The 13281-nt window shown below is 62.3% G+C and carries 10 protein-coding genes; 2 read left to right on the top strand and 8 right to left on the bottom strand.

Annotated features, from left to right (window positions below):
- Nucleotides 1–8: 8 nt before the first annotated feature.
- The 5 genes from atpD to ACROHD_RS05075 all read right to left on the bottom strand — a co-directional run bounded on the left by atpD (nucleotide 9) and on the right by ACROHD_RS05075 (nucleotide 5528).
- On the bottom strand, nucleotides 9–1433 hold the full coding sequence (atpD, locus tag ACROHD_RS05095; RefSeq protein ID WP_432676274.1) for a F0F1 ATP synthase subunit beta: 1425 nt from the start codon (nucleotides 1431–1433) through the stop codon (nucleotides 9–11).
- Nucleotides 1434–1452: 19 nt separating this feature from the next.
- Nucleotides 1453–2328, bottom strand: a complete 876-nt coding sequence (locus ACROHD_RS05090; RefSeq protein ID WP_432676273.1) for a F0F1 ATP synthase subunit gamma — start codon at nucleotides 2326–2328, stop codon at nucleotides 1453–1455.
- A 12-nt stretch (nucleotides 2329–2340) separates the two neighbouring features.
- A complete protein-coding gene (gene atpA / locus ACROHD_RS05085; RefSeq protein ID WP_432676272.1) occupies nucleotides 2341–3879 on the bottom strand; it encodes a F0F1 ATP synthase subunit alpha in 1539 nt (512 codons plus the stop codon).
- Entirely contained in the window at nucleotides 3880–4440 is a 561-nt protein-coding gene (locus ACROHD_RS05080; RefSeq protein WP_432676271.1) for a F0F1 ATP synthase subunit delta, read from the bottom strand.
- 326 nt (nucleotides 4441–4766) lie between these two features.
- Nucleotides 4767–5528: a class I SAM-dependent methyltransferase gene (locus tag ACROHD_RS05075; protein WP_432676270.1), complete on the bottom strand. Its 762-nt coding sequence runs from the start codon at nucleotides 5526–5528 to the stop codon at nucleotides 4767–4769.
- A gap of 62 nt (nucleotides 5529–5590) precedes the next feature.
- Between ACROHD_RS05075 and gloB the strand changes: the two genes are divergently transcribed.
- Together gloB and clpA are read left to right on the top strand one after the other, a co-directional pair.
- Nucleotides 5591–6358, top strand: coding sequence for a hydroxyacylglutathione hydrolase (gene gloB / locus ACROHD_RS05070; protein ID WP_432676269.1), 768 nt, complete (start codon nucleotides 5591–5593; stop codon nucleotides 6356–6358).
- 188 nt (nucleotides 6359–6546) lie between these two features.
- Nucleotides 6547–8877, top strand: a complete 2331-nt coding sequence (gene clpA / locus ACROHD_RS05065; RefSeq protein WP_432676268.1) for an ATP-dependent Clp protease ATP-binding subunit ClpA — start codon at nucleotides 6547–6549, stop codon at nucleotides 8875–8877.
- A 35-nt stretch (nucleotides 8878–8912) separates the two neighbouring features.
- Here the strand turns inward: clpA and ACROHD_RS05060 are convergent, their stop codons facing one another.
- Genes ACROHD_RS05060 through ACROHD_RS05050 form a run of 3 tightly spaced genes read right to left on the bottom strand, consistent with a single transcriptional unit; the run spans nucleotide 8913 to nucleotide 13264 of the window.
- On the bottom strand, nucleotides 8913–9290 hold the full coding sequence (locus ACROHD_RS05060; RefSeq protein ID WP_432676267.1) for a DUF4440 domain-containing protein: 378 nt from the start codon (nucleotides 9288–9290) through the stop codon (nucleotides 8913–8915).
- The gene (locus ACROHD_RS05055; RefSeq protein WP_432676266.1) at nucleotides 9287–12100 is read right to left on the bottom strand and encodes a peptidoglycan -binding protein; all 2814 of its coding nucleotides are present in this window, start codon (nucleotides 12098–12100) and stop codon (nucleotides 9287–9289) included. The genes ACROHD_RS05060 and ACROHD_RS05055 overlap by 4 nt, the downstream gene beginning before the upstream one ends.
- A gap of 3 nt (nucleotides 12101–12103) precedes the next feature.
- A complete protein-coding gene (locus tag ACROHD_RS05050; protein WP_432676402.1) occupies nucleotides 12104–13264 on the bottom strand; it encodes a biopolymer transporter ExbB in 1161 nt (386 codons plus the stop codon).
- Nucleotides 13265–13281 lie beyond the last annotated feature (17 nt).

Here is a 13281-nt window from a genome sequence, read left to right as displayed (position 1 = left end):
GTTACTCCTTAGGCTGCTTCTGCGGCCAGGCGCTCGGCTTTTGCGATCACTTCGTCGATGCCGCCAACCATGTAGAAGGCTGCTTCGGGCAGGTGGTCATATTCGCCGGCAACCACGGCCTTGAAGGACGCGATGGTGTCTTCCAGCGGAACCTGAACACCATCAGAGCCGGTGAACACTTTCGCCACGTCGAAGGGCTGGGACAGGAAACGCTGGATTTTCCGGGCGCGGGCCACGGTCAGCTTGTCCTCTTCCGACAGTTCGTCCATGCCGAGAATGGCGATGATATCCTGCAGCGACTTGTAGCGCTGGAGGATACCCTGAACGTCACGGGCAACGTTGTAGTGCTCTTCACCGACAACCTGCGGATCGAGGATACGCGAGGAGGAGTCGAGCGGGTCCACGGCCGGGTAGATACCCAGTTCCGAAATCGCGCGCGACAGAACGGTGGTTGCGTCGAGGTGGGCGAAGGTGGTGGCCGGAGCCGGGTCGGTAAGGTCGTCCGCGGGAACGTAGACGGCCTGGATCGAGGTGATCGAGCCCTGCTTGGTCGAGGTAATGCGTTCCTGCATCGCACCCATGTCGGTGGCCAGCGTCGGCTGGTAGCCCACAGCGGACGGGATACGACCCAGAAGTGCGGACACCTCGGAACCGGCCTGCGTGAAGCGGAAGATGTTGTCGACGAAGAACAGAACGTCGGTCCCGGACTGGTCGCGGAACTGCTCAGCCAGGGTCAGGCCGGTCAGCGCAACACGGGCACGCGCACCCGGAGGCTCGTTCATCTGACCGTAAACCAGGGCAACCTGCGATTCTTCCAGGTTGTCGGGCTTGATCACGTTGGATTCGATCATCTCGTGGTAGAGGTCGTTCCCTTCACGGGTCCGTTCACCCACACCGGCGAACACGGAGTAGCCCGAGTGCACCTTTGCGATGTTGTTGATCAGTTCCATGATGAGAACGGTCTTGCCCACGCCGGCACCGCCGAAGAGGCCGATCTTACCACCCTTGGAATAGGGGGCCAGAAGGTCGACCACCTTGATACCGGTGACGAGGATTTCAGAGGCAGTGGACTGCTCTTCGAATTCCGGTGCGGGCTGGTGGATGGCGCGGGTTTCAGCTGCGTTCACCGGGCCCTTTTCGTCAACGGGTTCGCCGATGACGTTCAGGATGCGGCCCAGGGTGGCGTTGCCGACCGGAACCGAGATGGGAGCGCCGGTGTCGGTGACGGTCGCGCCGCGCACCAGACCTTCGGTCGCGTCCATAGCGATGGTCCGAACGGTGTTTTCGCCAAGATGCTGTGCCACTTCGAGAACCAGCTTCTTGCCGTTGTTCTCGGTGTTCAGCGCGTTAAGGATCTCGGGCAACTGATCCTCGAACTGCACGTCAACGACGGCGCCGATGACCTGCGTGATTTTCCCGACTGCTTGTGCCATGTCGTGTCTCCAGATTACGTCAGAGCGCCTCGGCGCCCGAAATGATTTCGATCAGCTCGTTGGTGATGACGGCCTGACGCGAACGGTTGAACTCGATCGTCAGTCTGTCGATCATGTCGCCCGCGTTGCGTGTGGCGTTGTCCATCGCCGACATCCGTGCGCCCTGTTCGGACGCCCCGTTTTCCAGCAGGGCCGAGAAGATCTGCGTTGCGACACCGCGCGGCAGCAGGTCTTCCAGAATGGCCTCTTCCGACGGCTCGTAGTCGTAGAGCGTCGAGGCATCGTCAGCCTCGGGCGCGTCGAACTTGGCCGGAATGATCTGGGTTTCGGTCGGGATCTGGCTGATCACCGATTGGAAGGTGTTGAAGTAGATCGAGGCGACGTCGAATTCCCCGGCGTCGAAACGCGCAAGGATGTCACCGGCGATCTCGGCAGCATTGGCGTAACCGACACGCTTCACTTCAGACAGGTCGACATGACCCACCATCAGATCGGCATAGTCCCGGCGCAGCTGTTCGCGGCCCTTCTTGCCCACGGTAAGGATCTTCACCGTCTTGCCGCGTGCCTGCAAATCGGCGATCCGGGTGCGCACGAGACGCACGATCGTCGAGTTGAAGCCACCACAAAGCCCCCGCTCGGCCGTCAGCACCACCAGCAGGTGGGTCTGATCGGCCCCGGTGCCCGCCAGAAGACGCGGAGCACCATCGGAATTGCCGACAGAGGCGGCAAGGCCGCCCATGACGGCCTGCATCCGCTCGGCATAGGGACGGCCAGCCTCCGCCGCATCCTGCGCACGGCGCAGTTTGGCGGCGGCGACCATTTGCATCGCCTTGGTGATCTTGCGGGTCGATTTGACCGACTCGATCCTGTTTTTTAGGTCCTTGAGGTTTGGCATTGCCTGACCTCCTTATGCGAAATCAGCGGCGAATTCGTCGAGTGCTGCCTTGACCTTGTCTTCAAGCTCACCTTTGACCTTACGGTCGTTGTTGGTGATGTCGTCGAGCAGATCCTGGTGCTTGCCGCGAAGATGCGCCAGCAGGCCAGCTTCGAAACGACCCACGTCGGACATGGCGACCTTGTCGAGATAGCCGTTGGTGCCGGCGTAGATCACGCAGACGATCTCGGCGTTGGTCAGCGGCGAGTACTGGGGCTGCTTCATCAGCTCGGTCAGACGGGCACCACGGTTCAGCAGGCGCTGAGTTGCAGCGTCAAGGTCGGAACCGAACTGTGCGAAGGCCGCCATTTCGCGATACTGAGCCAGCGACAGTTTCACCGGACCGGCAACCGAGGACATCGCCTTGGTCTGAGCGGAGGAGCCCACACGAGACACCGACAGACCGGTGTTCACGGCGGGGCGGATGCCCTGGTAGAACAGTTCGGTTTCGAGGAAGATCTGGCCGTCGGTGATCGAGATCACGTTGGTCGGAATAAACGCCGAAACGTCGCCGCCCTGGGTTTCGATGATCGGCAGAGCGGTCAGCGAGCCAGCACCGTGGTCTTCGTTCAGCTTGGCCGAACGCTCCAGCAGGCGGGAGTGGAGGTAGAAAACGTCACCGGGGTATGCTTCGCGGCCCGGCGGGCGGCGCAGCAGCAGCGACATCTGGCGATAGGACACGGCCTGCTTGGACAGGTCATCATAGATGATCAGCGCGTGACGGCCGTTGTCGCGGAAGTATTCCGCCATTGCGGTTGCGGCGTAGGGGGCAAGGAACTGCATCGGCGCGGGGTCGGATGCGGTTGCGGCCACAACGATCGAGTAGTCGATCGCGCCGGTTTCTTCCAGCTTCTTCACCAGCTGCGCAACGGTCGAGCGCTTCTGACCAACAGCCACGTAAACGCAGTAGAGCTTCTTGCTCTCATCGTCGCCGGCGGCTTCGTTGTAGGACTTCTGGTTCAGGATCGCGTCGAGCGCCACGGCGGTCTTACCGGTCTGACGGTCGCCAATGATCAGTTCCCGCTGGCCACGGCCGATCGGGATCATGGCGTCAACGGATTTGAGGCCGGTTGCCATCGGCTCGTGAACCGACTTACGCGGGATGATGCCCGGTGCCTTGCTGTCGGCAACGCGACGCTCGGAGGACACGATCGGGCCTTTGCCGTCGATCGGGTTGCCCAGACCGTCGACAACGCGACCCAGCAGACCGTCGCCCGCGGGCACGTCCACGATCGAGTTGGTGCGCTTGACGGTGTCGCCTTCTTTGATGTCCCGGTCAGAGCCGAAGATCACGACACCGACGTTGTCGGCTTCGAGGTTCAGCGCCATCCCCATGATGCCGCCAGGGAATTCGACCATTTCACCTGCCTGGACATTGTCCAGACCGTAAACACGGGCGATACCGTCACCAACGGAGAGCACACGGCCCACCTCGGCGACTTCGGCCTCCTGGCCAAAGCTCTTGATCTGCTCCTTGAGGATCGCAGAGATCTCGGCTGCTTGGATAGTCATTTATCCGACCTCTTTCATAGTGTTCTGGAGGGTGTTGAGCTTGGAGCGGATCGACGTGTCGATCATCTTCGAGCCCACCTTAACGACAAGACCGCCAATGATAGAGTCATCGACGGTCGCATTCAGTTTCACGTCCTTGCCAACGGCAGCCTTGAGGGCCTTTGCCAGCTTGTCGGACTGGGTTTTGGTCAGCGCCTTGGCCGACACAACATCGGCGGTCACTTCGCCTTTGTGATCTGCAATCATCGCACGCAGCGCGGCCACCATCTGCGGCACCACGAACAGACGGCGCTTGGTGGCCATCAGTTTCAGCGTGTTGGACATGATCGAACCCAGGCCCATGGCCGAGGCAACGGCTGCAATACCAGCCTGCATGTCAGAGCGCGAATAGATCGGCGAAGCGATCAGGTCGCGCAGGTCTTCGCTGTCGGCCAATGCGCCTTCCAGCGTGGCCAGATCGGCCTCCAGCGCGTCGAGCGCCTTGTCCTCTGTGGCTAGATCGAACACCGCCGTCGCGTAGCGCGAGGCAATGCCGGTCGAGATCGAAGCTGTTTCCGACACGTCCACCCTTCCGATACAGTGGCCGGGACCACACCCTGCGGTGTGCCCGGCGGTTCTGTCTAAAGGCGGTATCTGTCCCCGCCCACCTGAAATCGCGCTGGATGTATCAGAGGGTTATGCAGCCTGCAACAGCCACGGCATTTGGCAGGAATCCGCCGAAGCCCCTGTTTTTTTGGGGTTTTGAACGGATTCACTGTCCTGCGACGCTTTGAAGCTAGCGATTTTTAAAGCTTTTTCTGTGGATAAGGCGCGAGTCAGGTGCTTTTGTATACCCCCGCACACTTTCGCATGCAGTGGATTCCTCCCGCCGCGTCCCCATTCAACGCTTATAAAAGAGCCGTTTCGTCCCTGACACGCGCGGGCTGCGGCGCAGAATCGAGGATGCGTAACGGGCGTTTAACACGCTCGGCCAGACCCGGCCGTGTTGGGGCGAATGTGTGCTTGCTGGCCTCCAGCATGATGACGCCGCCTGCGTAATAGCTCGACAGCTTGCGGCCCATGTTCTCGACCAGCTCCGCGCTGTTCAGCCAAAACCGCCCATGACTCGGCGGGGCGAACAGGGCGGCGCGGTGGCGTTCCGGCTCAAACCCCTGGCTGCGCAGCTGTGCCTCCAGCTGGCTCAGCGAATAGGGCCTGCCAAAGCCGAAGGGCGTCGCGTCACGCCGCGCCCAAAGCCCGCCCCGGTTCGGCACGATGAACAATGCCTTGCCGCCCGGCGCCAGAACCCTGTGGCATTCTTCCAGAACCGCAGCAGGGTGCTGAGAGGTTTCCAGCCCATGCAGACAGACCAGCTTGTCCGCCATCCCCGCAGATAACGGCCAACGGGTTTCGTGGCACAGGACCGAGACATTGTCGCGACCGGCGGGCCAGGGCATTACCCCCTGCGCACCCGGCATCAGGCCGATGATCCGCTCCGCCTCGCCCAGATAGGGGCGCAACAGCGGCACAGCAAAGCCGAAACCCACCACCGTTTCCCCGCGCGCCTCGGGCCAGAATGCCGTCACCTGATCGCGCACCGCCTTTTGTGCGATTCGGCCCAACCGGGTTCGGTAATAGAACTGGCGCAGGTCCAGCACGTCGAGATGCATTGCAACCCCCTCGGGTTTGGGCGACGGTCGGAGGCAGCTTACTCGGGAAGAAGGAATTTACCATGCCTTTGCAGATCGTCACCGTGCCGTGCCTGGCAGACAACTATGCATTCCTCCTGCACGATGCGACCACCGGGGCCACGGCAGTGGTCGATGTCCCGGACCCGGAGCCCATACAGGCGGAACTGGCAGCGCGAGGCTGGACGCTGACCGATATTCTGATCACCCATCATCACTGGGACCATATCGACGGGGTGGCCCCGCTGGTCGCCGCGACCGGGGCCAAGACCTGGGGCAATGCAGCCGATGCCGACCGCCTGCCGCCGCTTGATCACGCCGTAAATCCCGGTGAAACCGTGACTGTTGGCAGCGAAAGCGGCAACGTCATCGAAGTGTCTGGCCACACCATTGGCCATATCGCCTTTCATTTCCCTGACAGTGCGGCCGTCTTCACCGCCGACAGCCTTATGGCGCTTGGCTGCGGCCGCCTGTTCGAAGGCAGCCCCGAAATGATGCATGCCAGCCTTGGCCGCCTTGCCGCCCTGCCGCCCGAAACGCTGGTCTGCTCCGGCCACGAATACACCGCCGGCAACGCGAAATTCGCGTTGACCATTGATCCCGGCAATCCGGCACTTATCTCTCGTGTCAGGGCGATCGACGCCGCACGGGCCGAAGGGCGGCCCACGGTTCCCTCGACCCTTCAGGAAGAACTGGACACCAACCCCTTCCTGCGTGCTCATGACCCTGACATCCGCGCGCAGCTTGGACTAGAGACAGCCGACGATGTGGCCGTCTTTACCGAAATCCGCGCGCGAAAAGACCAATTCTGAATATAGCCCAATTCGCCCCAATTTGCCGACCGATTAGGCACCATCACGAAAAATGGCAGCGGCGCGAGGAAAAATTGAAGAGAAATGCCTTGAACTGTGACGACAAAAACCGAACCTTAACAGTATGAGGCCACAGTCAGTCCGGCGCGCGCCCTCGCCGCCCTGGCGCAACGAAAGGAGCACAGGCAGTGCCGTCGTTTTCGAACACCCTTGAGCAGGCCATCCACGCCGCGCTGGCAAACGCCAATGCGCGCCGTCATGAACTCGCAACCCTCGAACATCTGCTGCTCGCCCTGCTGGACGAGCCCGACGCGATGAAGGTCATGCAGGCCTGTTCCGTCGACTTGGAAGAACTGCGCCAGACCCTTGTCGAATTCATCGACGAGGAGCTTTCGACGCTGGTCACTGATGTAGAAGGCTCTGAGGCGGTTCCGACCGCTGCGTTCCAGCGCGTCATCCAACGCGCCGCGATCCATGTCCAAAGTTCCGGCCGCACCGAGGTGACGGGCGCGAACGTGTTGGTCGCGATCTTCGCCGAACGTGAATCCAACGCTGCCTATTTCCTTCAGGAACAGGACATGACCCGTTATGACGCGGTCAACTTCATCGCCCATGGCGTCGCCAAGGACCCCTCCTTCGGTGAATCCCGTCCCGTGAGCGGCGCAAGCGATGAAGACGAGATTCACAGCGCATCTCAGGCCACCCCGGAAGGCGAGGGCAAGGAATCTGCGCTGGCCAAGTATTGCGTCGATCTGAACGCCAAGTCGCTCAAGGGCGACGTTGATCCGCTGATCGGCCGCGAGCATGAGGTAGAACGCTGCATTCAGGTGCTTTGCCGCCGCCGAAAGAACAACCCGCTGCTGGTCGGTGACCCCGGTGTTGGCAAGACCGCAATCGCCGAAGGTCTGGCCAAGAAGATCGTCGAAGGCGAAACGCCCGAAGTGCTGCAAGGCGCGACGATCTACTCGCTCGACATGGGCGCGCTGCTGGCCGGCACCCGTTATCGCGGTGATTTCGAAGAACGGCTCAAGGCCGTCGTCTCCGAATTGGAAGATCACCCGGACGCGGTTCTGTTCATCGACGAGATCCACACCGTGATTGGTGCAGGCGCGACCTCTGGCGGGGCGATGGACGCCTCGAACCTGCTGAAACCGGCGCTTCAGGGCGGCAAATTGCGCTGCATGGGGTCAACCACCTACAAGGAATTCCGTCAACATTTCGAAAAGGACCGCGCCTTGTCCCGCCGGTTCCAGAAGATCGACGTGAACGAGCCTTCGGTGGAAGATACGGTGAAGATCCTCAAGGGCCTGAAACCCTATTTCGAGGATCACCACGACATCAAGTACACCAATGATGCGATCAAGACGGCAGTGGAACTGTCGGCGCGCTACATCAATGACCGCAAACTGCCCGACAAAGCCATCGACGTGATCGACGAGGCTGGCGCGGCTCAGCATCTGGTCGCCGAATCCAAGCGCCGCAAGACCATTGGCGCGAAAGAGATCGAAGCCGTGGTGGCCAAGATCGCCCGCATCCCGCCCAAGAACGTCTCGAAGGACGATGCAGAGGTGCTCAAAGACCTTGAAAAGAGCCTCAAGCGCGTGGTGTTCGGGCAGGACAAGGCCATCGAGGCGCTGGCCAGCGCCATCAAACTGGCGCGCGCGGGCCTGCGCGAGCCGGAGAAGCCCATTGGCAACTACCTGTTTGCTGGCCCGACCGGCGTCGGCAAGACCGAGGTTGCCAAGCAGTTGGCCGATACGCTCGGCGTGGAACTGCTGCGCTTCGACATGTCGGAATATATGGAGAAGCATGCGGTATCCCGCTTGATCGGTGCGCCTCCGGGTTACGTGGGCTTCGATCAGGGTGGGCTTCTGACCGACGGTATCGACCAGCATCCGCATTGCGTTCTGCTGCTTGATGAGATCGAGAAGGCGCACCCGGATGTGTTCAACATCCTGTTGCAGGTCATGGATCACGGCACGCTGACCGATCATAACGGCCGGTCTGTCGATTTCCGCAACGTGGTGCTGATCATGACCTCGAACGCAGGCGCGGCAGAACAGGCGAAATCCGCTATCGGCTTTGGCCGTGACCGGCGCGAGGGCGAGGATACAGCGGCGATCGAACGCACCTTCACGCCGGAATTCCGCAACCGTCTTGATGCGGTTATTTCCTTCGGCACCCTGCCGAAAGAGGTCATCCTGCAAGTGGTCGAAAAGTTCGTGCTGCAACTGGAAGCGCAGTTGATGGACCGCAACGTGACCATCGAACTGACCCGTCCCGCAGCCGAATGGCTGGCCGACAAAGGATATGACGACCGGATGGGCGCCCGCCCGCTTGGCCGCGTGATCCAGGAGCACATCAAGAAGCCACTGGCCGAAGAGCTGCTGTTCGGCAAGCTTGCCAAGGGTGGAAATGTTCAGGTCGGCATCAAGGACGGCGAAATCAGCCTGCGTATCGAAGAACCCGGCGCGCGGCGGATATCGTCCAAGAAGCCACCGCTGCTGACTGCGGATTGATTATGGAAAGGGCGCCCCACGGGGCGCCTTTTTCGTCACGGCACTGCAATGCCCGTCGCAGGTGTGTCCTGACTGAATATGTTGATCCAACCTGCACCATCACGCCGCCAGATGCTGGACACGAACATTACTTCGCTCTCGCCCCGCCCCACGCGGGTATACTCCGCGCGGTAAGCAAGCAGGGCATGATCTGACCCAAGCGGCATGACCCGCATCTGGGACAGGCGGTAGCGCAGAACCGTGGGGCCGTCTGACAATTGTCCGATATGGCTGTCCTTGGCGGCGAACCCATCGGGATAGACACCGAGAAAATCCTCGGACAAAGCCGCAGAATCCGCCTTGGCATCGCCCGTAACCAAGGCCTCCCACACGCGGGATTCGCAGGCCAGCAGCTCCTCCAGCAAGCCGTTCACCGCTCTGTCAGCTTCAGCTCGATCCGCCGGTTTTGCGCCTGGCCTGCCGGTGTGTCGTTGGATGCGATTGGCCGATATTCGCCAAAGCCAGTGGCCGCCAGCCGTGCCGGTGGAAAACCCAGTTCATCGCTCATGAACAGCACCACAGACAGGGCACGGGCCTGGCTGAGTTCCCAGTTATTGGCGTATTCCGCTGTTGGTCGCAGCTGCTGGTTGTCGGTGTGGCCATCCACCCGCACGATCCAGTCGACCGATAACGGAATCTCTCCAGCCACGTCGAACAGCAGTTCCGCCACATTCGCGATCTGCGCTTCCCCTTCGGGGGAAAGGTCCGCGGATCCGACCTCGAACAGCACTTCCGAGGCGAAGACGAACCGGTCGCCCTCGATGCTGACGCCCTCGCGCCCCTCCAGCAACTCCCGCAGGCGGCCGAAGAATTCCGACCGATAGCGTTCCAGTTCCTGCGCCTCAGCTGCCAGCCGTGCGGCTTCCGCCTCTGCCAGACGACGCGCTTCCGCCTCTGCCTCTGCGCGGGCGGCTTCAGATTCCGCCAGCGCATCACTTTCCGCCGCCAACCGTGCCAGGGCTGCGTTCAAATCAGCGCCAAGCGTTTCCACCTGAACCTGTGCCTCCGCGTCCGCCGCCTGCGATGCGTCGAGCAACCCCTGCAACTCACCAAGCTGAGTGCGCAGCGCCGCCACCTGTTCATTCAGCGCCGCAATCTGGCGCTGACTTTCGGCTGACGCCGCCTCTGCCGTTTCCAATTCCAAATTGGCCTGGGCCAAAAGCGCCGAGCGCTGCTCAGCCTCGCTTAGCCGGTCTTCGGCAGTGGCTTCGGCCAGCATCTGCGCGGTCAAGGCGGCGGCCAGCTGTGCTTCCAGATCCGAAAGGGCGCTGGTGGCTTCCGCTCCTGCGGCCTCACGCGCGGCCTCCGATGCGGCAAGCTCTGCCTCCAAAGCTGTTATCCGGGCTTCGGCAGTTTGTTCGGCGCGGGAAAGATCCAGCAGCGCTTGCGTCAGTTCTGCCTCCAGCGTGGTCAAAGCCGTTTCACCTGCACGCACCTGTTCAGCGGCCGCTGCGGCATCGGCCTGCGCCGTGGCAAGTTCCGCCGCCGTCTGTCGCGCCAATTCGGAATTGCGCGCGGCCTCTGCCAGGGCTGCGGCAAGCTCTGCCTCCAGCGTGGTCAGTTCCCCCCGCCCCGCATCGACACTGGCGCGCAAAGAATTCAGGTCAGCCTGCAAGCCCGCGATACGCGCGGCGTCTGCATTTTCACGCGCGCTGGCCTCCTGCAAGGCGCGGACCAGTTCCGCCTCCAGCGCTGTCAACGCCTCGGCATTTGCTTCGGCCTCGGCCGCATTGGCAGCGGCATTGGCATTGGCGGCAGCGATGTCTTCCTCCAACGCGGCGATACGCGCGCGGCTTTCCGTTGCCTGGGCGGTCAGGCGGGCGAGGGCGCGGGCCAGTTCTTCCTCCAACGAGGACATTTCGGTTGCGCGTGCCTCGGCCACCGATTGTGCGGCGTCCAGAGCAGCCTGAGTTTCTGCCAAAGCGGCACTGTCCTGCGCTCGCGCAGCCAAAGCCAATGCAAGCTGCCCTTCCAGATCAGACAAACGGCCCGCTTGTTCACTGGCGGATGCAAGATCTGTCTCCAATTCCGCGATCCGGTCGCCCTGCGCAGTGTTGTCGGCCAAGGCTGCGGCCAAACGGGCAGCGAAGTTTTCGCGGGCCTGGTCAGCGGCGGCCAACAGGGTCAACGTGTCTTCAGCCTCTTGCCGGCGTTGTTCCAGCGCCAGCGCCATCGCGGTCAGTTCGGCATCGGCCTCTTGCAGGCGGGCGCGCAGGGCTTCCGCGGCAGCGGCTTCCGCCAGGCGCGCGGCCTCTTCGCCGGAAAGCTGTGCTTCGGTGTCGGCCAAACGATCACGGAGGGCGGCGGCGGCGGCGGCTTCTGCAAGACGCGCGGCTTCTTCGCTATCCAGATCGGTTTCCAGCAGAGACAGCCGTTCACGCAGGGCCGCAGCCGCGGCTTGTTCTGCCAACAGCGCGGCTTCTTCGTCTGACAAAGCCCCCTCGAGCTCGGCAATACGCGTTTCCAGCGAAGCGGTCAGCGCCTCCTCGCCCGCCAGTGCGGCAAGGGCGGTGGTCAGGTCGGTCTGCAACCCGGCAGAGGTATCCTCTTGGGCCTGCAGGGCCGCCAATGTATCGGCCAGCGTGGCCTGCTGCGCGGCAGCTTCAGTTTGCAGATCGGCAATCAGCGCTTCCATCGCCTCGCGCTCGGCGGCGGCCAGCCTGGCTTGCTCGGCGGCCACGTCAATCTCATCGCGTGCGGTTGCCAGGGCCAGTGACAGGGCATCAATCTCGGTCAGGCGCGCCTCCAGGTCCGCCTGAACCGTGTCGCGTTCCTCTGTCAGGTCCGTATTGGCGGCGATCAGCGACGCAACCTGTGCTTCGAAATCGGCGATACGCGCGGCCTGGCCTTCCGTTTCGGCAGTGAGCGAAGCGATCAGCGCGGCCTGAATTTGCAGCTCACCCTCGGCTTCGGACAAACTGGCACCCAGGGTCGCGACCCTCTGTTCCAACTGCGCCGACCGGTTCTGCGCAAGCCCGAGCGCGTCGGCCAGCTCATTGAGCTGCGCGTTCAGGGTGTTTAGCTCGTCATCCTGATTGTTGATCGTTTCAGACAGCACGAACTGGACGATCATGAAAATCGTCAGAACGAAGATCATCACCATCAAGAGCGCCGTGATGGCATCCACGAAACCGGGCCAGATCGAGGCGGTAAAGCGATTGCCGGAACGCCGGTGGAAGGCCATGGATCAGCCCTCCGGGGCCGAATCTTCGGGGCGGGATCGGCGCTGCGGGGCCTGGCGTTGACGCGGCTGAGACGCCGAGCGGGTCAGATCGCGGATTGCCACGGTCAATTCGCCGAGGTCCGCACGAAGTGCGCCGATTTCCTCATGGCGAGAGCTGCCCATTTCTTCGAAAATCTTCAGCAACTGCACGTCGATTGACCGCAGGCGCATCCGGCTTTCCGCATCAATGCCGCCCTCGCCCGAGGTGGCCGACAGGACTTCAGCCAGCCGTTCCTGCGCCGCCGACAACCGTTCGGTCGCCGCCACCTGTCCGGGGCCAAGCCGTTCGGCAAGGTCAGCCAGCACGCCGGTCATCTCGCCAAGCCGTGCCTCGGTTTCCTGATGGCGCGCCTCGGATTGGGTGAACAGCCCCTGCAACGTGTCGATCTGATCGACCATGTGATCCAGCACTGTGGCAATCGCGGCCCGATCCAGCCCGCCACCTTCGCCCTCACCGGACGAGAAGCTGACCCGTGTAATCGTCGAGAGCCACTCTTCCATCTCTCGGTAGAACCGGTTCTGGCCATGGCCTGCAAACAGCTCCAGCAGCCCTACGACCAGCGATCCTGCAAGGCCAAGCAGCGACGAGGCAAAGGCCGTGCCCATGCCGCCCAGTTGTTCCTCCAATCCGCCCATCAGGCGCGAAAACACCTCTATCCCGGACTCGTCGGCCGAGGGTTGGAGCGAGCGAATGGTTTCCACCACCGCCGGGATGGTCACGGCCAGCCCGTAGAACGTGCCCAGAAGACCCAGGAAAATCAGCAGATTGGTGATGTAGCGCGTGATGTCGCGCGCCTCTTCCATCCGTGCACCGACCGAATCCAGCACCGAACGGGATGAGCTGGAGGTCAGTTGCAGCCGCGATCCGCGCGCCTGAAAAATCCCCGTCAGCGCCGCAAGCAGCAGCGGCGGCTTCCCCTGTTCCTCACCGGCACCGTTGGCGATGCCCTCGATCCACGAGATCGACGAGAAGAGCTGCACCACCTGCCAGAAACAGGCCAAAACGCCCGCAAAGAAGACAAGCGCGATGGTGCCGTTGAGATAGGTGTTTGCCGTCACGACAGGCTCGATGCTGCCCCACACGAGGAAGGTGCCAAGCCCCACCAGCCCGCAGATCATGAGCATGATCGCGATCTGGCGGA

This window comes from Nioella aestuarii, from assembly GCF_050896395.1.
GTDB lineage: Bacteria > Pseudomonadota > Alphaproteobacteria > Rhodobacterales > Rhodobacteraceae > Nioella > Nioella aestuarii.
This window is presented reverse-complemented; position numbering and strand designations above follow the sequence as displayed.